A 21,188-nucleotide genomic window follows, 5' to 3' on the forward strand; every position below is an offset into this window, starting at 1 on the left:
ATCACGCGGCCAGGTGCCGTTGCAGTACTAGTCCTCGCGATCGCGCAGCGCTCGCAGCTGCGCTTTCAGCTTCTCCTCATCCCAGCGGGCGTGCCCACCGGGCGTCACGAACTCCGGCGCGACCATGCCCTTGTGCCACCACCGCGTCAGAGTCGTCGGGTCGACGCCGATCGCCTTCGCCGCGACCCCTGTCGACACGGGCTTGGCTGTCACACCACCACCGTCGTGCATCGAAAGCCGCGTTTACCAGGTCGTGCAGCGAATACCTGGTTTGCATTGATTGCATCGAATACCGCGTTAGACTCGCGGTGTGGTCCAGCGGTGGGACGTGTGAATGTGCGGCGAGCCTGGGCATCGCCGACGCAACCCCCGTGGGCGTCGACCGCCAGACCACGTCCGACCGCGGACCTTCACACGCTGCGCTCCGGACTGCGGTCGGAGTGGCCGCCCAGCCCACGGTGGGCGGCCACCCGGCCGGAAGCCCCGCACGATCGACACGGCGGGCGTGGCCACGCGGCCCAGGGTGGTATCCGATGCCTGACCCGCCCGCGGACCCGCTGACTGTGGCCCTCACGGTCTACCAGTGCGGGCCCGCCTGGAGTACGCCTGCGCTTCGGCGCTGGTATGCCAGCGCCGACGTCGAGGGTGACTGCGATGCACGTGTCCGTCACGTAGGCCACATCACCGCCTGGATGGCCTGGCCCGATCCAGTTCGAGTCGACCCGGTCCCGGAGGAACTGCGGTTCGTGCTGCAAACAGCCTTCGAGCCCAGGACGGGCAAGCTCCACCCCGCCGTCGACCAACTCATCAGCTCACCCAACATCGCCCGCACATCCGCGGTATTGGCCATCACCGACTGGGAGCTGGCGCCGCCCTGGCGCGGCCTGGGCCTGGCCGGCCTGCTGATGTCCGCCACGGTCGAGAGGTTCCGCTCCCAGGCCCGGCTGGCCGCCTGCCGGATCTCACCGGTCCAGTTCGACACCAGCAGCACCGACGAGGCTCAAGCAGCCGCCACCCGAGTCGGGGCGATCCTCGAGCGCTACGGCTGGCAGCGCTGGCGCGGACTGCACGTCATCGACACCCAGGCAGACGCCCTCGTCGACGCCACCCTCGACGTACTGCAGCGAGGAGAACCGCGCTGACCGTGCGGCCGGTCAGGACAGGCGCGGGCGGTCAGGCACGGGGGAGAGGACGTCATCCAGCAGGTTCTTGCGGCTCGACGGCGGATGATCGGGCCGTCCGCTGTGGCCAGACGCAAGACACCCCACTCGTCGACGGGGGAGCGAACGAGCGGGGTGCTTTGCGAGGGTTCGACCAGGTTAGCGAGCATTTCAGATAGTTGACCATGGTTGAAGGTCAGGCACGGATCACCGCCCAACACGCACGGCCTGCGCGGCACTGAGCGCCTGCTCCTTCTCGACTGCGCTCGTCATCGGATCACCCATCACGATGAGCGCATCATGGAGGGCCCGCCGCACGCCCCACCACTCATCGTCCGTGTCCTCGGCGCGCGCACCCAGCGGACGGTCTCGACCGCGTCGGTCAAGGCCACGGTATGAAGGAGCGCCCACACGTCGCTGACGCGCCACGGATGTGCCAGCTCGCTCGGGTCCTGGACCACCCGGCTCTGGTTGCGTGCGGACGGCCGAGTTGTAGCGTTGATGGAGTGCGTGCCGGCCAGGAGAAGGAGAGTGATCCGCGGGTCAGCGCCCCCACCGCATTCTGACGGCCGGCGACGAGTTGTTCTCCCGCCGTGGGATTCGTGCTGTCAGCGTCTATGAGGTGATCGAACGGTCTCGGGTGGCCCGGGCGACGTTCTACCGGCACTTTCCGTCGAAGGCCGACCTGGTGCTGGCCTTCCTGGCCCGACGAGAGCAGCAGTGGACACTCGGGCTGGTGAAAGCGGAGTCCGAGCGGCTGGGGGACACGGCCGAGGAGCGACTGCTGGCGATCTTCGACGTGTTCGACGACTGGTTCGGCGGCGACGCGTTCGAGGGATGCTCGTTCATCAGTGTGTTGCTGCAGATGGGTGCGGACCATCCACTGGGGTCAGCGAGCATCGGGTACCTGGAGAACATCCGGGCCATCGTGCGGGAGCATGCCGAAGAGGCCGGTCTCCGTGACCCGGACGGTTTCGCACGGTCGTGGCACATCCTGATGAAGGGCTCCATCGTCTCCGCCCATAGCGGTGCGTCGCGGCTCCGACCACGGATTCGTGGGCACCCTTCCAGACCCGGAAGACGGTGAAGGCTGGGAGGTGGTCGGTGCTGCGCTCGCCGTCGAACAGCCGGCCGTCGGGTGTCGTGCCGAACGTGGCGCGGTGGTGGTGCAGCAGAGCGGTGAGTTCGGGCGGGGACTGAACCTTGCGGACCTCGCCAGCCTCCCGCTGCTTGAGCGGCCGGTCGTCGCGTGCCTTGCAAGCGTTCGTCAAGTCGGTCCCGGCATGGGGCTTGGCCGCCTCTAGGTAGATGCAGCCCCAGCCCGTCCCCCGGAGGTCGAGATCGTCTCGGTTCAGGTCGGCGGCTTCTTCGGGCCGGAGTGCGGCGTAGTAGAGCAGCCGGATGACCGTCCCTGGGCGCTCGCTGCGTTCCACGCCCAGGGAACGCAGCGAGCGCGGTGCGCAGCGCCACGTCGTCGACGCTCAGGGGAGCGTCGACGGTGCCGATCTCCGTTCCCCAGCCGGTGACCTACAGGTCAGCGGGCGTAGACCTCGACCTCGGCGAGAGAGAGCGCCTGGTTGTCCGACTCCAGCTGGATGCGCACGAAGCGGCCCGTGCCGTTGAGGTCGACGACACGGAAATCGCCGGCCGCGCCGTCGATGCGGACGGCGGTCACGCTGGGCGCACTGCGCACGGTGGCCAGATCCCCGGGCGGGAAGTCGGTATCGGAGGCCATGACCCAGAAGTCGCTCAGCCGGAGGCCGTAGTCTCCGCCAGTGCGGTTGTAGATCCAGACCTGTCCGAGATCGGCCGGGCCGCCGAGGTCGACCTGCCACCACGGCTCGCGGGTCACCTCGGTGTGCGTGGTCGTCCCAGCCGCCCAGTCGCCGTTGGTGTTGCCATCGACCGCGCGCTCGGGCACTCCGCCGTGGCCGGTGGATTGCTGCCGGACCGGCTTGCCCGCCGCCAGGTTCGTCCCAGGCTTGACCACGTGCCACGCGAGTGTCTCGCGGGTGGCGAACTCGGGGGTCAGCTTCCGCTCCACCGGCAGCTCGAGGACGAGGTCCGGCCCGATCTTGCTCAAGCCGGCCACGTCGACCAACAGGTCTCCGTTGGAGTCCTCCTCGAACGGCACGGCACGTCCATCCAGGGTGGAGACCGAGTCCACTCTGGCGTTCAGGGCCGGCAGGCGAAGCTTGAATGGCTTGATCGTGTCGGTGATGTGCACGTAGATGGTCTTGTCACGGTAGGTCGCGCCCCCGACGGCGCCGCTGCGGTAGGGACCTCCCCGGGTGCCCACGATGCTGGCCTTGTGCTCGGCCATCCAGGCGCCGACCTCGCGAAGGGTGGTCGCGGCCGCGTCCTCGATGTATCCGGTCTTCATCGGTCCGACGTTGAGGAGGAGGTTGCCGTCTCCGGTCGACGTGGCGACGAGCGTCTCGACCACTGAGGTCATGTCGCGTGTCGGCAGGTCGGGCTGCCAGGCCCACACGCCGGGGGTGATCGTGATGCACGACTCCCAAGGCCGCAGGGGGTCGAAGGCGCCGATCCGCTGCTCGGGCGTCGAGTAATCACCGGCAAGGGTGGGGGGCACCGGCTCGAACCCCATCGTGTCGTAGCCGCGGTCGTTGACCAGGATGTTCTGCTGGAGGTCACGCGGGATCGTGTTGAGCAGCGGCGGCCGGAACGGCGCCATGTCGGCGTACGGGATGTGGTCGTACCACATGAAATCGACCTTGCCGTACTTGGTGAGCAGCTGGACCAGGTGCTCGAGCATGTAGTCGTAGTAGGCCGCGTAGTCGCCACGGACGTAGTCCGGCTGGGTCCAGTCTCGCTGCGAGTAGTAGATCCCGAACTTGAGTCCAGCGTCGCGGGTCGCCGTGGCGATTTCACGGGTGAGGTCGCGGCCCGAGCGTCCCATGGGAGTCCGCGCGAAGTCGGTGTAGAACGAACGGCGGACATTGTCCGTGCGGAAGTTGGGATAGCCGTCGTGGTGCTTGGCGGTGAAGACCAGGTACTTCATCCCGGCCGCCTTCGCGGTGGCCGCCAGCTTGGTGGCCCAGTCGCGCTCCGGCAGGAACTCGCGGTAGGCGGCGTCATAGACCGGGTCGGCCTTGACCGAGGGATCTCGGTACTGGTTGTAGGGCGGCTCGCCCGGCCGATAGGCGTTGCGACCCCAGCCGATCTCGCGACCGCGGACCGAGGAGGGATTGAAGTGTACGAACATCCCGAACCGCAGGGAGGCGAGCACCTCGCCGGGGTCGTGGACATCCGGGCGTCCCTCGGCGGCGCTCGCGGGGGAGGCTCCGAGTCCCATGGTGACAGGTGCCCCCACGATGGCGGGGACGGCGAGCATCGACCCGAGCAGGCCGCGCCGTACGAGATCGGGCCCCGCCGATCCTGGCGTGGAGCCCGCTTGTGTTGTCGTGCGCTTCGTCATGTCGATCGGACCCTTCTCTGTGTGTCCCGGCGCGGACGCCAGGCGCCGGCCTCGCGGGGCAGGCTGTGGGAGTGAGGGTGCTGAGTGAGGCGATGCCGCCGATTCCCGGGAGTCAGGGCCGTGTGCCGCGGCCACGCGACGGCCGCATGTGCCTCGACGACCGGGAACCGAGCAGTCGCCGAGACGAGTGGCCGCGGGTATTCATGCCGCGTTCTCTTCGTCGGCGTGGATCAGCCGGATGACCTGGGTGCTGACGGCTTCGTAGCCGCGTCCGTTGACCACCTCACCGACGAGCTGGAAGTCGTTCATGACGATGATGCGATCCGCAAGTGTCACCATCTCCGGAAGGTCGCTGGTGATCAGCAGGATCGCCAGCCCTTCGCTGGCCAGCTGCCAGATCAGTTCGTGAAAGGCGCCCTTGGTCCGGATGTCGATCCCGACCGTCGGCTCATCGATGATCAGGATCTCGGTCCGTGCCGCCAGCCACTTCGCGAGCGACACCTTCTGCTGGTTCCCTCCGGACAGCTGGCCGGTGTGCTGCTCGCCTGACGCGACCTTGATGCCGAGCCGGTCGACGAGCTCGGCCGCGAGCGCCTTCTCGTCACGCTCCGAGACCCGGCCGAGACGTCGGGCCAAGCGGTCCCAGACGGTCACCGCGATGTTGCGCGTGACGCTCTGGGTGAGGAAGACGCCCTCCTCCTTGCGGTTCTCGGTGACGTAGCCGATGCGGTGCCGGTGCAGCGCCTCACCCACTCCGTGGATCCGTACCGGCTCGCCGTGGACCAGGAGCTCGCCGCCGACGATCCGGTCCAGGCCCAGGACCGCCTTCGCGAGCTCGCTGCGGCCGGCGCCCACCAGTCCGTAGAGGCCGATGATCTCGCCAGCTCGGACCGACAGGCTGACGTCGCGATGGCCCGACGCCGTCGACACTCGGTCGAGCTCGAGGGCGGGTGCACGGTCGAGCGCCACGATCGGTGGCCGCTGACCGAGGGTGACCTGCTGGTAGGAGCGGCCGACCATCAGGTCGACGATTCCGTCCTTCCCGTAGTCGCTGAGCCGCCCGGACTCCAGAACCGCCCGGCCGTCGCGTAGCACGGTCACTTCGTCGCAGATCTCGAAGACCTCCTCGAGCTTGTGGCTGACGAAGAGCACCGCGGTTCCCTGGTCGCGGAGCTTGCGGACGACGGTGAACAACTTCTCGGACTCACTTGGTGTGCTGGAGGCGGTCGGTTCGTCCAGCAGCAGGAAGTCGCTGCGCATCGACAGTGCCTTGGCGATCTCCACCAGTTGCATCTGCGCCACCGAGAGTTGTGACACCGGCGTGTTCGGATCCAGGTCGAGTTCCAGTTCGGCCAGCCAGCGCTCAGCCACACTCCTGATCTGGGCGCGGTCGACGAACCCGAACCGGGTCGGTGGCGCCTGCAGCGTGATGTTCTCGCCGACGCTGAAGCCCGGGATCAGATTGCGCTCCTGATGCACGACCCCGATGCCGCGGGACGATGCGTCGTGGGGGTTGGCGAACCTGACTTCGGCGCCCCGCATGAGCATCTGCCCGGCGTCCGGCTGGTACACGCCTGTCATGATCTTGATCAGGGTGGACTTCCCGGCCCCGTTCTCGCCGAGCAGCGCGTGCACCGTGCCGGGCTGGACCCGCAGGGACGCGTGGTCGAGGGCCACGACCCCTGGGAAGCGCTTGAGGAGCCTGTCTGCCACGAAGACCGGACTGCTCATGGCGCGGCCACCTTCCTGCTCGTCGGTTGCTCTGGGTGGGGTTCGAGGGCGCGGCGCCGGCGGCGTTTGCGGGCCTGCCCCAGGAGGACGGTGCCGAGCACGACGGCGCCGATGAGGAACTGCACCCAGGTGGGCTCCAGCTGGAACTCGGCGCGGAACGCGTCCACCAACCGCACCACGAACGCCGCGAGGACGGTGCCGAGCACGACGACCGAGCCGCCGGTCAGCAGCGCGCCGCCGATGATGGGGGCGGCGAAGCTGGGCAGCAGCCAGTCGGCGCCGATGCTCTTGTTGACACCGGGGGAGGAAGCGACCGTGAGCATCGCGGCCACTCCGATGATCGCGCCGGACAGGGTGTGTGCGACGACGAGGGAGCGATCGTTGGACACACCGGACAGCTGCGCAGCCGACGCGTTGCCGCCGGTCGCCAGCATCTCCCTGCCCATCCTGGCGCGTCTCAGGAACACCGAGACGAGGATCGCGACGACACATGCGACGACGAAGATCCAGGGGATCCGGTCCAGCAGCGTGGCCCGGCCGAAGCTCGTGACAGCATCGGAGTAGTCGGAGACGGTCTGGGTACCCACCAGCCGGTACTGGGCGCCGGTGAGGATGGTGAAGGTCGCCAGCGTGACGACGAAGCCGCTGATCCTGGTGAGCACGACGAGCAATCCGTTGGCCAGCCCGGCGAGGATCGCGACCCCGAACCCGGCGAACATCGCCACCGGTGCGGGCGCTCCGTGGTCGGCCATCAGGATGCCCGAGGACACGGCGGCGACGCCGCCCATCGCGCCGACGGCCAAGTTCAGCTCGCCGACGGCGAGGACGACCATCTGCGCCAGGCCGATGAGCACGGGGACGGCGAGGAATTGCAGGAAGACGCGGATCGAGTTGCTCGACAGCGAGTTGCCGTCTGAGGCCACCGCGAGGCCGATCACCCCGGCGACGCAGATCACCACCAGGGTCATCTCGCTGGATCGGAGGAAGGCGACGTTCCTCATCTGGTTCCACCTCCGGCCCGGAACAGCATTGAGCGCACCCGTTCGGTCGAGACCGCCAGGAGCAGGATCACGCCCAGGTAGATGTTCAGGCTCTCCAGTCCGATGCCCAGCAGGTCCAGGCCGCGGCGGATGACGAGAACGAGGGTCGTGCCGAGCGCGGCGCCGATGATCGAGACCACTCCGCCCACCAGCAGCGTGCCGCCGAGGATCGCGCCGAGGAACGAGGGCAGCAGGAAGTCGGTCCCGATCGACGCCTTGAAGGAGCCGGTGTCGACGGCGAGCATGAAGCCCGCGAGCCCGGCCAGCGTTCCGGACAGGGCGTGGACGAACACGATGCGTCGTGCCGTGGGGATGCCGGACAGCTCCGCTGCCCGGACGTTCGCCCCGGTCATCAGGATCTCGCGACCCAGCTTGGCGCGCCGGTACAGCCATCCCACCAATGCCATCGCAACCAACGTCAACAGCAGCATCTGCGGGATCGCGGGGGAGCCGCACACGTCGCCGACGCAGACGTCGGCCATGGAGTACTGGCGCAGCTCCGCCATCCCCGGTGGTTTCGTCGTGAACGCGGCGGCCTCGGTGTAGCGGGCATAGACCAGCGGGATCAGGCCGAGCAGGGTGAAGTCCATCGCCAGCGTCACCACGAACGAGTTCACCCGCATCATGGCGATCACGAGCCCGGCCAGCGCACCGACGGCCGCGCCGGCGACGAGGCCGATCACCATGCCGAGATAGAACGGCAGGCCCCAGAGGTCGAAAGACATGCCGGCGAACATCGCCGAGAACGCCGCCATGCGCCCGACCGCGAGGTTCATGTGTCCGATCGAGAGCACCACCATCTGCGACATGGCGACCACCGTGTAGATCGCGACGTCGGTCAGCAGCGGAAACATGACCAGTCGTTCGTCGAAGAAGACCGGCTTCAGGGCGCCGAAGACGACGATCAGGAGGCCGATCACGACGACCAGGCCCAGCCGCTGGTTGGCCCACCGCGGCTCCCTCCGGTAGGTCTCCTGCCCCGCGGCGTCGTCCGCGGTCGCGGTGACCGGCTGGGTGTCCCCCGTGACCGGGCTGTTCACGCGACCCGTCCGTTCTCGAGCGCGTCGCGGTCCCAATCGATCCCGAGCCCGACTGTGTCGGGGGCGACAGCCTCGCCGTCGCAGATCTCGAGCTCGGTGCGCGTGACCGCACGCAGCTGCGGGATGTACTCGACGTAGCGCCCGTTGGGGACGGCGGCAGCGAGGCTGACGTGCAGCTCCATCAGGAAATGCGGGCACACCGCGACGTTGAACGCCTCGGCCAGGTGGGCCACTTTGAGCCAGGGCGTGATGCCGCCGATGCGCGCCACGTCGACCTGGACGATGCCGGCGGCGCCGGCGGCGAGATACTCGCGGAACTGGCTCACTGAATACATGGACTCCCCGACCGCGACCGGGATCGAGGTCGAGCGCGCCAGCCGGACATGGCCTCCCAGGTCGTCGGCCGGGACTGGCTCCTCGATCCACTCGAGGTCGAGTGGCTCGAGCAGCCGAGCCCGGCGGATCGCCTCGGCGCCGGTCAGCGACTGATTCGCGTCGACCATGATCGGAAAGTCCGAACCCACGGCATCACGGACGGCCTGCAACCGGGCCACGTCCTCGCCGCCCGACGGCTTCCCGATCTTCACCTTCACACCGCGCAGGCCACGCTTCTTCGACTCGACGGCGCCCTCGACGAGGGTCGGCGCGTCGAGGTGCAGCCAGCCTCCCTCGGTGTCGTAGACGGGGACCGACCGGCGGAACCCGCCGGCGGCCTGCCACAGGGGAAGACCCGCCCCCTGGCAGCGCAGGTCCCACATCGCCGTGTCGACCGCCGCCAGCGCCAGCGACGTCACAGCGCCGACAGCGGTGGCCCGAGTGCTGGCGAAGAGCCGGTGCCACACCTGCTCGACCGAGTCGGCGTCCTCGCCTATTACCTGCCCCAGCAGGTGTTCGCGAAGCATCGACAGCACCGCCCGGCCACCGGTCCCGATCGTGTAGGAGTAACCGGTACCCCGCCGGCCGTCGTCGGTCTCGAGCTCGACGACCAGGGTCTCCTGCTTCACGAACGACTGTATGGCGTCGGTCCGCAGTGCCTCGACCTCGATATCGACGAGCTGTGCATCGGCCGTGATGATCCGTGCCAACCGTCTCTCCTCCCAGCTGCCAAAGGTGTTCACTCGCAGGACAGGTGCTCGTCCTCGAACTCCGTCCGGAGCTCCTCCGTCTTGGCCTGCCGCTCCTGGTCGTAGCTCTGCACGGTGTCGGCGGTGACCACGAACGAACCGGAGTCGACGATGACGCCGGGCTCCGCCATCGAGCACTGACCGGTCTGCAGCAGGGCGAGCACCCAGGCGCCCACCTCCACCTGGCCCACGGGGTTCTGAGTCACCGTGGCGGCCACGTCACCGGCCTCGATGCCGTCGAGGATCGCCTGGTCGTCATCGATGGCGACGACCTTGATCGGCAGCCCTGACTCCCGCACCCCGTTCGCGGCCGCGACCGCCGGGTTGTACGCCGTGGTGACGATCGCATTGATCTTGTCGCCCTGCGCGGCGAGCAGGTCGGAGACCGCCTTCTGAGCGGTGCCGAGGTCGACGTCGATGTCGGTGACTGCGGGGAGCAACTCGACCTTGCCGCCGGCCTCGGCGACCGCCGCCTCGACCCCGGCGATGCGGCGCTGGGTGTTGGAGTCGACGTTGTTGCCGGTCAGATGGACGAGGGTGCCCTCGCCGCCCATGGCCTCGATCGCTGCCTCAGCGGCCTTCTTCGCCGCCAGCTCGACGTCGGTGGAGAGGCAGAAATCGGCCTCGTTCGTGTCGCCAGCCGGGCAGGACGCGAGTGAAGCGACCGCGAAGCCCTGGGACTTCAGGTCGGCGAACGTGGTGTTGATGTCGGTGGGGGAGACCCCGAAGATGCCGAACGCGTTGTAGCCGTCGGCCGCGAGCGAGTTGAGGGCGTCGTTCTGCTTGCCCTGGTCCCACTCGCCGGTCTCGTTGAAGGTGAAGCCACCGAGCCCGAGATCGTCGGCCGCGGCCTGGCCGGCGCTCTGCCACGGCTGGAAGTAGGGGTGAGCACCGCCGGGCACCACGGCAAGCTGAACCGACGACGCATCGCCGAGCTCGGCGGTACCCGCCCCGGTCTGGCCGTTCCCCGCCGCTTCATCGTCGTCGGATCCGCTGCGGGTGCTGCAGCCGGCCAGGGTGGCCGTCGCGAGAGCTGCGGCGAGTACGGCAGACGTCGCTCGGATGCTGAACTTCATGGCTGCTCCAGTTAGCAATCATAGATCCTATAGCATGCTTGCTATGGGGTATTGGATTCTGCCTCGCTACATTGGGATCGTCAAGAGATGACCACGATGGATTGCGCGAACGGCCGGGGTCTCTATGGACTCGTCCATACGAAGCTGTCGCCGATATTGGTGAGGAGCTCGAGGGCAGTCCTGACCCCGAGTCGGGGCATCGAGGTCAGGTCCGGTCCAAGAGGGCGGGCATCTAGCCGGGCCTCAAATCCCTGAGCGAGGTCGCCGCGTTCGCGATGGAGCTCCGCAGTCGGGTCGCGAGCCTGGCGATCACGGGCGCGAACGCCGCGGTGTCGGGGACGACGAGCATCTGGGCATCGAGCGCGGCCACGATCTGTGCTGGCTGACCAAGGCCAGGCGCGGCGAGCAGATCAAGGACTCCGCCGCGGTCCATTCGGGGCCCAAACAGGCGTTCCAGCGCGTCGGATGGCCGCGCAGCAGCGCGTCGCGCAGCCGGTTGGTCAGGCGCGTGGACTGTCCGGCCAGGTCCTGTCGCGGCCGGACAGCACACTCAGTTCGGCGAGGGTCTCGTCGTCGGTGCTGAGCCGGCGCAGCGTGTGCGGCATGGTGCGGGCGGCATCGGCGATCCCCTGTGCGTCGCGGGCATCGGTCTTGGCCCAGCCGGGGTGCAGGTCGGCGACGCAGCGCATCGCCAGTCCAGGCGGGTAGGCCACGTCGATGCCCATGGTGCGGGCGCCGGCGACAGCCAGTGCGCCGATCGAGGCCGGTTGATCGACCATGACCAGCACCTCGGGCCCCGCCCGCTGGGCGCGGCCAGCACGTCGTGCAGCGACGTCTCGTCGTTGGGCAGCGGCTTGTCCTGCACTCACTTCCCCTCGGTATCGAGGGTGCAGGCGCGATGCCCGGACGTGCCGACGCCAAGGCCGCAGGACACCGCATACGCGGTCGAGGGCGGTTCAGGATCGGGCATTCATCGCTCCGGCCTCGTCGGAGCATCCCGACCTGGGGTGCCCGTGCCGGCAGCCACGTTACGAACAGACAGAGGTGCGGTCGGGTCTCTATCGGCGGTCGTCGGCGTCCGCCGGCCGCGGCGGCAACCGTTCCCCAGATCATCGAACGACAGGGGCAACGAGTCATACCGCGGCCGGCGGCTTGAGGCCCTCACCGGGCTTGATCGCGGCCAGGCGCTGTGATCGCCACCGTCGCCGACACGACCTTCGTCGACACGCCACCCGGACGCGAGGCGCACTACATCGTGCGCCCGGTCAACCAGCGCGGCGCCTGCCTGCTGTCGTCGTGGCAGGTCACCTGGATGCGCTGACCACACCGCACCCGGAGTGCCCCGCGGAGGGAGCTCTGGCCGGCAGTCGGGGCCACTCAGGACCTCGCGGCACCGAGCGCAGCCGCCGACTCGACGAGGAGTCCCGCCGAGCCGGTCTCACTGCGCCCGTTCTTTGAGCCGATTGTAGGACAGGTCGATGTGCGCAGCCATCGCCCCCCGAGCGCGGTCTGGATCGCCCGCCGAGATCGCGTCGGCAACTCGGCTGTGCTCGCTGACGGCTGGCGATGCCAGGGCAGTGCCATAGAAGAGCCGAAACAGGTGCAGGTGGCAATTGGTGCGCTGGAACGCCGCCAACATCACCTGGTTGTCGGCGAGGGAGAAGATGAGCTCGTGGAACCGGGTGTCATGGGCCGTCAGCGCCTTGTACGACTCGTAGTCGGTGCCGGGCGGCACACTGTGCACGGTATGCAGCTCGGCGAGCAAGCGCCCGGCGCCCTCGTCGTCCACCAGCTCTGCGGCCCGTGCGGCTGCCCACGGCTCGAGGTGTCTCCGGAACTCGAAGAGCTCGTCGACCTGCTTGCGGTTGAGCAAGGGCGTGGTGAAGTAGCCCCGAAGTGATTCTTTGCGGACCAGGCCCGCCTCCTCGAAGCGGGCCAACGCCTCACGCACGGGCGTGGGGGAGACCTCGAGCTGTCGTGCGAGTTCGTCGATCGACACCTTGGTGTTCGGCGGGATCGCGTGGTCCATGATCAACGCAGTCAGCTGCTCGTGGACGTCGTCGGCGAGGGTCCGACGCGCCGCGGGCTTCACCGCGGCGTGACTGATACCAGCGCTGATGGGCTCGCGGGCAACCATTCCGGCTCCTTCGGCTCGCGCCACATCCATCACGATTCCTTCCGGCTCTCCCTCTTTGACGATCTGACTTCGGGATCGAGACCGCAACTCTACATGCAAGATCCTGTAGGAAAGATTCAAAAGCGATCCTGACTCGGATTCTACAGAGCACCTGCACCACTCGGGCTCGTGGATGGCTGTCACTACGGCACTGGCGCTTGCGCTTGCGGGCTGCAGTATCAAGGCTGACGACGCTGGGGGCGGTGGTGGCAACCGCTGGCTTGGGCAGCTCGGAAGTCCAAGACAGCATGGGGTGTCGAGCTCGCCCTGGTCTCGAGTGGTGTGCGCCCGTACTTCCGGCCCCCGCGGTCCGCGAGCCAGGCCCATTGGCCCATCGGCAACCGCCGACGATGTCACCCGCGAAGTGGTTCGCGCGACACAGGCCAAGATCGTCATGATGAACGAGCTGACTGCCGACATCGACCATCCGCACCGACGGTGCGTTCCGTGAGCTGATCTGACGGCTCTGGCCTACGGGATCAGGTGAGGCTCGGCTTCCGCTTGCCGGCGAGGTGGCGAGCGGCCGCGATTACGACGGCGTCAGCGCAAGTGGCTCGGCATATCCATGCGGGCGCAGACGAGGAAACAAAGTGACCCTTGGGCTCCGCCGGGTCACGTGCATCGGACTCGGCACGGCGGCGCACTTCGACGTTGCTGCGGTTCCGAACGGGTCGGGGATTCGGTTCGCGCTACGGCGAGCCCGGTGACCGTGCGTCGTGCTGTCCCGGCCTCTGCGACGCCAATGGGGCCGAGTCCTGGTGTCGACCCAAGCCCGAACATGGCTCGACTCGGCGCCTCTCGACAGCAGCCGTCGAGCTGGCGGCCGGAAGCAGTCGAGCGCCTGTCCCTGGACGCCGGAGCCTGGGCGCCGAATTCGCGCCAGCCCCGGCAGAGGTCGAGTTCGTGTCCGCGTCGGCGTTCGGGCCCAGCGCTTCGGTCGGCCGGGTGGCTTCGGCGCTGGGGGTCCGTCCACCGCGAATCTGGCCGCCCAGTTCCCATATCAGGTGATCTGTGTCACTCTGATCAAACGGTTGGATCGATCCTATAGCATCTATTGGAGGTCAAATGAACGCCAGACTCAGTCGTCGAGGCTTCTTAGTGGCCGGGGGCGCGGCTGTCTCACTCTCAGCCGCCCGGCCATTCGCCTGGCCGGCGGCTGACACCACACCAGCAGCCGCGATCCCCGAGGCGACTGGCACGTCGCTGTGGTATGCCACTCCGGCAACGGATTGGTCGAGTCAGGCGCTGCCGATCGGCAACGGGCGACTTGGCGCGATGATCTTCGGTGGCCTCGCTTCCGATCGGATCCAGCTCAACGAACAGAGCCTGTGGGGCGGCGTCAACGACTACGACAACGCTCTGGCCGGTCGCAACGACTACGCGTACGACCTCTCGATGACTGGTTTCGGCTCCTACCGCAACTTCGGAGACCTCGTCGTCTCCTTCGATCGCCTGACCAAGGTCATCGGCGACAACGGTGGTGGTGTCGACTCCACCGCCGCGCAGACCGTCGCGCAGAGTTACGACGGCAACGTCGCAACCAAGTGGTGCATCATCGCCCCGAACGGCGGTGCACAGCCCTGGACGTGCCGGTGGTCGGTTGACCTCGCCACCGCCACACGGGTAGCGGAGTACTCCTTCACCAGCGCCGGCGACGTGCCGGAGCGTGACCCACAGGACTGGGTGTTCGAAGGGTCCGTCGATGGGCTGACCTGGACCGAGCTCGATGCCCGGCAGCACGCCGAGACGCCCTTCACCGCGCGCGGGCAGCGGCTTCAATATGCGGTCGCCACGCCCGGCACATATAGCCATTACCGCTTCACCTTCAGTCCCAAGGTTGGGGTTCCGCATTGGCAGGTCGCCGAGATCGGCCTTGCCGGCGTGGACCTGATCGGCGTGGGTGCGGTGCCCGCCGACTACGCGCGGTCACTCGACCTCGCCACCGGCGTGCACACCACTTCGTTCACCGACGCCCAAGGCGAAAGCGTGCTCCGTGAAGCGTTCGCCAGTCGCTCGGCCGACCTGCTCGTTGTGCGCTATCAAACCGCCTCACCTGCTGGGCTCTCCGGCGAGATCTCCTTGACATCCGGCCAGAACGCCGATCGCAACGAGCCCCGCACCACCACCGTTGTGTCCGCGGAAGGCAATCGCATCCGCTTCGCCAACCGGATGCGGAACGACCTGCGCTACGCCGCCGACGGCGAGCTCCGGCAGAACGGCGGAGTACTGGCGCGAGCGGGGGAACAGGTGCGGTTCACCGGCTGTCGCGAGATCGAGATTCGGATCGATCTCCGAACCGACTACGCGCTCGACGCTGCAGCCGGTTGGCGCAGCGGCAAGGATCCGGCTGGGGTGGCTGCTACGACCCTGGCGCGGGCTTCGGCGACGTCGTACGCGCAGCTCCGCAGTGCCCACCTCGACAACCACGGCGCGATCATGGATCGAGTGCGGGTGGACTGGGGTCGCACAGAGCCCGAGGTGTTGGAGCTGCCGATGAAGGACCGGCTGGCGCGCTATGCAGACGGAACCTCCGCTGATCCCGAGCTCGAGCAATTGCACTTCCGCTACGGGCGTTACCTGCTCGTCAGCTGCTCCCGACCCGACGGCCTACCTGCCAACCTGCAGGGGCTCTGGAACAACCAGAACCAGCCGCCCTGGGCCGCCGACTATCACACCAACATCAACATTCAGATGAACTACTGGGCAGCGGAGACTACCGACCTGCCCGACAGCCACGCTGCACTCGCGCATTTCATCGAGCAGGTGGCCGTGCCGAGCCGCGTCGCGACTCGCAACGCCTTCCAGGCTCGGGACGGATCGGAGGTGCGCGGCTGGACTGCGCGCACGTCACAGAGCATCTTCGGCGGCAACGCATGGCTCTGGAACACGGTCGCCTCGGCGTGGTACATGCGTCACATCTACGAGCACTGGTCCTTCACCCAAGACCGTGACGTCCTGCAGCGCTATTATCCGTTGGTCAAGGAGGTTTGCGAGTTCTGGCAGGATCGTCTCCTGGAGAAGGCAGACGGCCTGCTGTACTCCCCATACGGGTGGTCGCCTGAACACGGTCCCCACGAAGACGGGGTCATGTATGACCAGCAGCTCGTCTGGGACCTCTTCACGAACTACCTCGAGATGGCCAAGGCACTGGAGGTCGACGAGGCGTTTCGCGACGAGGTTGCCACGATGCGGGAGAAGCTCGCGCCCAACAAGATCGGCAGCTGGGGCCAACTGCAGGAGTGGCAAACCGACCGTGACAGCATCGACAATCGGCATCGGCACACCTCGCATCTGTTCGCGGTGTACCCCGGACGCCAGATCACGGTGGGGGAGACGCCGGACCTCGCCGCCGCGGCACTGAAGTCTCTCAATGCGCGCTGCGGCGCCCCCAACGGGGAGCCGATCGGCCCCGATACGGTGGTCGGTGACAGCCGTACATCGTGGACCTGGCCATGGAGGGCTGCGCTGTTCGCGCGGTTGCAGGAGCCAGAGCGTGCCTACGCGATGCTCCGTGGGCTGATGCGCCACCGGACCTACCAGAACCTGTTCGCCTACCATCCGCCCTTTCAGATGGATGGCAACTTCGGCATGAGCGCCGCGTTGGCCGAGATGCTGCTGCAGAGCCATGACGGCGCCATCCGCCTGCTGCCGGCGCTGCCGCAGGCGTGGGCTGCCGAGGGCTCCTTCACCGGACTTCGGGCGCGCGGCGGCTACCGCGTCAGCGCCACGTGGTCGATGGGCAGGGTGACCTCGTTCGAGGTCGTGGCCGATCGGGTGCCCAGCCGCCGCCCGGTCCTGGTGATCGTCAATGGGCGCGAGATGAGGGTGGTCCCGAAACGCGGCTACCGTCCCGTGAGCGCCGGCGGCACCGGTTAGTTCGCCGTTCCAGGTGTGCCGCGCGATGAGCCACGGTGTGCCATGGCCGGCGATGGCCTCCCGGGCGGAGGCGTCGAGGACCCTCCGTCCGGGAAGCCATCACGGCTAGAGCTGACTCGTCGAGGCGGCCACTTGCTCGTCGCTCGCGGGCAGACAGGTAGCCGTCCGCCGCAGGATTGTGGCGATGGTTGAGGCCCCACCCCCTAAACGTCGCCACGCACGGACTCGCTCGGCCGAGATCGGCTGGGGTGGCAGGCCTATCGGCCGGGCGAGCCGCACTACAACCAGTACCGAGACCCTTCGGTCAAGGCCGAGGCAGCCGCCGCGAAGGTGGCCGGGATGAACTACCTGGTCTTCACCGCCAAGCACCACGACGGCTATCCCAACTTCCGCACGGACAATGTCCGCCACTCGTTCTACACAGACTTCGCGCCATGACGATGGGTTTCGAGCCGTTGCTCCCACCCTTGCCGCTGACTACTCGACGCCGAGCAGGAGGTCGGTGCCTTCGACCCCTGCGTCCTCGGGGCCTGGCAGCCCGACCTGCCGACACACGACATGACGTCAGCGGTCGAGACGCACGTCGACCGGAGACGGCAACCTCCTCCGCAACGTCGTACCGATGAAGACCGGATACATCGAGGACGCGGTGCCGACCACCGTTCGCGAGGTCGGCGCCCGGGTGGCCGAGCACAAGGCCAGCCATCGTGGGCACCCGGGGAGGCCCCTACCGCAGCGGCACCGTAGGGGACTCGACCTACCGTCACAAGACCATCTACGTGCACATCACCGACTCCATCAAGCCATTCAGGCTTCGCCTGCCGGCCCCGAACGTGCCGGCCCGGGCACGTCCCGGAGGCTGACCGACCGCGCGAGTTGGAGGAGAGCGGGTTCATTTCATTCACGTTCTCAACGTCGCCCCGGACCCCAGCGCGGCCCTTCCCCGGGGGGAAGGTCGTCATGTCGGTGCCGGATGGGCTGCTGTCGCCGACTCGGCATCGGACCGCTCCGGCTTGCAGCCGGGACGGTGATCACGCGACCACCCCAGCGTCGGCAGGGCGCGATCTTCGATGCGGACGCGGAAGGCGGCCAGGAGGCCGTCAAGATCATCGCTCACATGCTGACCCCTCGGTGCCCTCCGCCCATGTCTACCGAAGGTGACACACCGCAAGATCACTAGACCGCTGTGGCGTTGGCAGCCAAGGTGAGCCGTCCTCGCTGGACCGAGTTCAACTGGCGATAGACCCGATGTCTCTGGCGATTCCTTCGCGTGGATGCGGCGACGATTCGGAATCATCGTGGTAGTGGCCTTCCATTCGTCACCCGCGTCCTTTGATTGCCACTAAACATCGGATCAATGCTTGCGCGTCGTCGCGGTTGAGGAGTAACATCCGCGCAACGTGTTCGTTGTATTGCCACCTCGGCGTTGTCATGCGCGTGCTGTGGCGTAGGTCACCTGAGTAGTGCGTATGCGGGCCGCCGTTTCCGGTGCGAGCCGGCCCGCTGGCAATAGGCCGATTGACCGTTCGTGAGCGCACCCCCCGTGCCGTGTGGAGGCAACGTGACTACTGCTAGTCGTCGTCTTCGGACCGTGAGCGCACTGTCTGTGCTTGCGTCGCTGATCGCGGTGCCGGGTCTTTCGGCCAGCGGAACGTCGCTCGCGACGTCCGCCGAGGTGGCCACCTCGCGAGACCACTCCCCATTGACGCTGTGGTACGACGAGCCCGCGACGCACTGGGAGTCGCGGACGTTACCCATAGGCAGCGGTGCTCTCGGTGCGGCCGTCTTCGGCGGGGTCGCGACCGAGCGGCTGCAGTTCAACGAGAAGACACTGTGGACCGGCGGTCCGGGGTCTCCTGGCTACAACTTCGGCAACTGGACGTCGCCGCGGCCCGGGGCGCTTGAGGCGGTGCAGCAGCGCATCGACGCAGAGAAGCGGGTGTCACCGCAGTGGGTCGCCAACCTGCTCGGCCAGCCGAGGACCGGCTACGGCGCGTACCAGCCGTTCGGCGAGATCAGGCTGACGCAGCCCCAGCCGACATCGGTGAGCGACTACAGACGAAGCCTGGACATCGCCGACGCGACCGCGACGGTGTCATACACCGCCGATGGCGTCGGCTACTCCCGCGACTACTTCGCTTCGGCTGCCGACGACGTGATCGTGGCCCGGCTGAGAGCCGACGAGCCAGGCCAGATCGGGTTCACCGCGAGCATCACCGCCCCCGGCAACCGGACGAGGACGCTGACCGCCGAGGGCGGCCGTATCACGATGGCTGGAGCGCTGCACGACAATGGCATGCGTTTCGAGTCGCAGCTGCAGGTGCTGAACACCGGCGGCACCCGGACCGACAACCCCGACGGGACGGTAACGGTATCCGGAGCCGACGAGGTCGTCCTGCTGCTCGCGGCCGGGACCGACTACTCGACGGCGTACCCCACCTACCGCACCGGGCAGAGCCCACACGCCGACGTCACGGAACGCGTCGACGCGGCCGCCGACCGGTCCTACCAACGGCTGCGTGCCGCGCACCTTGCCGACTATCAGGAACTCTTCGAGCGGGTGCGCCTCGACGTCGGCCAGCAGATGCCGAACATGCCCACCGATGAGCTGCTGGACGGGTACCGGAAGAACACCCTGTCGCCGCCGGCCCGCAAGGCTCTCGAAGTGCTCTTCTTCCAGTACGGGCGCTACCTGCTGATCGCGTCATCGCGTCCGGGGTCGCTGCCGGCCAACCTGCAGGGTGTCTGGAACGACTCAACGAGCCCGCCCTGGTATTCCGACTACCACGTCAACATCAACCTGCAGATGAACTACTGGTTGGCCGAGACCACCAACCTGTCCGAGACGACCGGTCCGCTGTTCGACTTCGTCGACTCACTGGTCCCTCCGGGGCGGGTGACGGCTCGGGAGATGTTCGACAACCGCGGCTGGGTGGTGCACAACGCGACGACGCCGTTCGGCAACACCGGCGTTGGCGACTGGGCGACCGCCTTCTGGTTCCCCGAGGCCGGTGCCTGGCTCGCCCAGCACTACTGGGAGCACTACCAGTTCACCGGTGACAGGGAGTTTCTGCGCGAGCGCGCGTACCCGATGCTGAAGGCGCTCTCGGAGTTCTGGATCGACGAGCTCGTAGTCGACCCGCGCGACGGCAAGCTGGTCGTCAACCCGAGCTACTCGCCGGAGCAGGGTGACTTCTCCGCCGGCGGCTCGATGTCACAGCAGATCGTGTGGGACCTGTTCACCAACACCACGCGGGCCGCAGAGATCGTCGGCGACCGCACTGCGTTCACCCGCGAGCTGCGGCGGGCACGCGGCAAGCTCGACCCCGGTCTGCGGATCGGCTCCTGGGGCCAGGTCCAGGAGTGGAAGGAGGACTTGGACGACCCGAACAACACCCACCGGCACGTGTCCCACCTGTTCGCGCTGCATCCCGGGTCGCAGATCACGCCGGAGATCGACCCCGAATACGTTGAGGCGGCCGAGGTGTCGCTTCGTGCCCGAGGTGACGGCGGCACCGGCTGGAGCAAGGCGTGGAAGATCAACTTCTGGGCGCGGCTGCTCGACGGCAACCACGCGCACAAGATGCTCGACGAGCAGCTGTCGAACAGCACCCTGCCCAACCTGTGGGACACCCATCCGCCGTTCCAGATCGACGGAAATTTCGGCGCCACCGCCGGGGCCGCCGAGATGCTGCTGCAGAGCCACGCCGGTGCTATCGAGGTGCTGCCGGCGTTGCCGGACTTCTGGGCGGATGGGTCGGTTGACGGGCTGCGGGCCCGGGGCAATGCGACGGTCGACGTCCGGTGGGCCGACGGCACACCGACCGAGATTGCGGTGTCCGCTGGTCGGAGTGGCCCGCTGACCCTGCGGAGCAGCATGTTCGAGGGTCGCTTCCGGGTGTATGACGCCGTCACCGGGCGTCGGGTCGAGGTCGTACGCGACGGCAACGAGGTCGTCCTGGACGGCCGGCGCGGTCATGAGTACGTCTTCGTCCCGCTGGCCCGTCTGTCGGTCTCGGTGCCCGAGCGGGTCGAGGACGGGACCCCGTTCGACGTGGAGGTCACTGCGCATGCCGCCGGTGCCACGTTGCCCGCCGGGCGGCTGAGTCTCGAGGTGCCCGACGGATGGACGGTCGAGCCTGGTCATGCGGTGCGGCCGATTCGGTCCGGCGACGCCCGCTCCTACGTCTTCGAGGTCACCCCCACGGCCGACGAGGAGGGACGACAGCGCGTCCGTGCCGTGCTGTCCGGCGACGGCTGGCGATTGGGCGCGACGGCCTCGGTCGAGATCGAGCCGCCGTCCCGTTCCAGTGGCAGCCGAACGCACGCGACGCGACGGTCCAGGGCAGCGCGGCGTCCCTGGTACGGACGGGGTTCCTGATCGACCGGACCCCGTGTCACGCGGTGCGCGTCATCGGGTTCGGACCAGAACGCCATGACGTCGGCCACTGTTCCGGTCGGGCGATGGGCAGACCTCGTGGTGACGATCAGCGACCAGGGGCCGGTACGGGTGGCCGACACCAGTA

At 67.8% G+C, this 21,188-nt stretch carries 14 protein-coding genes and 1 pseudogene; 6 read left to right on the forward strand and 9 right to left on the reverse strand.

The window, feature by feature from the left end:
- Nucleotides 1-27: 27 nt before the first annotated feature.
- Entirely contained in the window at nucleotides 28-213 is a 186-nt protein-coding gene (locus BLV02_RS07350; RefSeq protein WP_216094187.1) for a MerR family transcriptional regulator, read from the reverse strand.
- A gap of 320 nt (nucleotides 214-533) precedes the next feature.
- Between BLV02_RS07350 and BLV02_RS07355 the strand changes: the two genes are divergently transcribed.
- Both BLV02_RS07355 and BLV02_RS07360 read left to right on the forward strand, forming a co-directional pair.
- Nucleotides 534-1,142, forward strand: a complete 609-nt coding sequence (locus BLV02_RS07355) for a hypothetical protein (protein WP_069111102.1) — start codon at nucleotides 534-536, stop codon at nucleotides 1,140-1,142.
- Between the two features lie 577 nt (nucleotides 1,143-1,719).
- Nucleotides 1,720-2,247: a TetR/AcrR family transcriptional regulator gene (locus BLV02_RS07360; protein ID WP_069111101.1), complete on the forward strand. Its 528-nt coding sequence runs from the start codon at nucleotides 1,720-1,722 to the stop codon at nucleotides 2,245-2,247.
- A 447-nt stretch (nucleotides 2,248-2,694) separates the two neighbouring features.
- On the opposite strand, the gene BLV02_RS07365 is transcribed toward BLV02_RS07360, so the two are convergent.
- The 7 genes from BLV02_RS07365 to BLV02_RS07400 form a co-directional block, all read right to left on the reverse strand.
- A complete protein-coding gene (locus BLV02_RS07365) occupies nucleotides 2,695-4,599 on the reverse strand; it encodes an alpha-L-fucosidase (RefSeq protein WP_083288558.1) in 1,905 nt (634 codons plus the stop codon).
- Between the two features lie 201 nt (nucleotides 4,600-4,800).
- A complete protein-coding gene (locus BLV02_RS07370; RefSeq protein ID WP_069111099.1) occupies nucleotides 4,801-6,330 on the reverse strand; it encodes a sugar ABC transporter ATP-binding protein in 1,530 nt (509 codons plus the stop codon).
- A complete protein-coding gene (locus BLV02_RS07375) occupies nucleotides 6,327-7,331 on the reverse strand; it encodes an ABC transporter permease (protein ID WP_069111098.1) in 1,005 nt (334 codons plus the stop codon). Before BLV02_RS07375 ends, BLV02_RS07370 begins: the two co-directional genes overlap by 4 nt.
- Entirely contained in the window at nucleotides 7,328-8,410 is a 1,083-nt protein-coding gene (locus tag BLV02_RS07380) for an ABC transporter permease (RefSeq protein ID WP_083288557.1), read from the reverse strand. The genes BLV02_RS07375 and BLV02_RS07380 overlap by 4 nt, the downstream gene beginning before the upstream one ends.
- Nucleotides 8,407-9,495 (reverse strand): mandelate racemase/muconate lactonizing enzyme family protein, encoded by a 1,089-nt coding sequence (locus tag BLV02_RS07385; RefSeq protein ID WP_069111097.1) that lies wholly within the window; start codon nucleotides 9,493-9,495, stop codon nucleotides 8,407-8,409. The genes BLV02_RS07380 and BLV02_RS07385 overlap by 4 nt, the downstream gene beginning before the upstream one ends.
- A gap of 29 nt (nucleotides 9,496-9,524) precedes the next feature.
- On the reverse strand, nucleotides 9,525-10,610 hold the full coding sequence (locus tag BLV02_RS07390; protein WP_083288556.1) for a substrate-binding domain-containing protein: 1,086 nt from the start codon (nucleotides 10,608-10,610) through the stop codon (nucleotides 9,525-9,527).
- Nucleotides 10,611-11,110: 500 nt separating this feature from the next.
- Nucleotides 11,111-11,479 carry an IS110 family transposase gene (locus BLV02_RS07400; RefSeq protein ID WP_281243360.1) on the reverse strand — a complete coding sequence of 123 codons (369 nt, stop codon included), beginning with the start codon at nucleotides 11,477-11,479 and terminating at the stop codon, nucleotides 11,111-11,113.
- A 320-nt stretch (nucleotides 11,480-11,799) separates the two neighbouring features.
- On the opposite strand from BLV02_RS07400, the gene BLV02_RS37970 reads away from it, so the two are divergent.
- Complete coding sequence (locus tag BLV02_RS37970) at nucleotides 11,800-11,931, forward strand: hypothetical protein (protein ID WP_281243361.1); 132 nt, start codon at nucleotides 11,800-11,802, stop codon at nucleotides 11,929-11,931.
- Nucleotides 11,932-12,048: 117 nt separating this feature from the next.
- On the opposite strand, the gene BLV02_RS07405 is transcribed toward BLV02_RS37970, so the two are convergent.
- Complete coding sequence (locus BLV02_RS07405) at nucleotides 12,049-12,747, reverse strand: GntR family transcriptional regulator (RefSeq protein WP_069111094.1); 699 nt, start codon at nucleotides 12,745-12,747, stop codon at nucleotides 12,049-12,051.
- A 1,104-nt stretch (nucleotides 12,748-13,851) separates the two neighbouring features.
- On the opposite strand from BLV02_RS07405, the gene BLV02_RS07410 reads away from it, so the two are divergent.
- The 3 genes and pseudogenes from BLV02_RS07410 to BLV02_RS07420 form a co-directional block, all read left to right on the forward strand.
- The gene (locus BLV02_RS07410) at nucleotides 13,852-16,662 is read left to right on the forward strand and encodes a glycosyl hydrolase family 95 catalytic domain-containing protein (protein WP_069111093.1); all 2,811 of its coding nucleotides are present in this window, start codon (nucleotides 13,852-13,854) and stop codon (nucleotides 16,660-16,662) included.
- 243 nt (nucleotides 16,663-16,905) lie between these two features.
- Entirely contained in the window at nucleotides 16,906-17,100 is a 195-nt protein-coding gene (locus BLV02_RS37975) for an alpha-L-fucosidase (RefSeq protein ID WP_281243399.1), read from the forward strand.
- Between the two features lie 1,153 nt (nucleotides 17,101-18,253).
- Nucleotides 18,254-20,647, forward strand: a pseudogene (locus BLV02_RS07420) (glycoside hydrolase family 95 protein); the annotation flags it as partial.
- Nucleotides 20,648-21,188 lie beyond the last annotated feature (541 nt).

It is taken from the genome of Jiangella alba (genome assembly GCF_900106035.1).
GTDB classification, from domain to species: Bacteria; Actinomycetota; Actinomycetes; order Jiangellales; family Jiangellaceae; genus Jiangella; species Jiangella alba.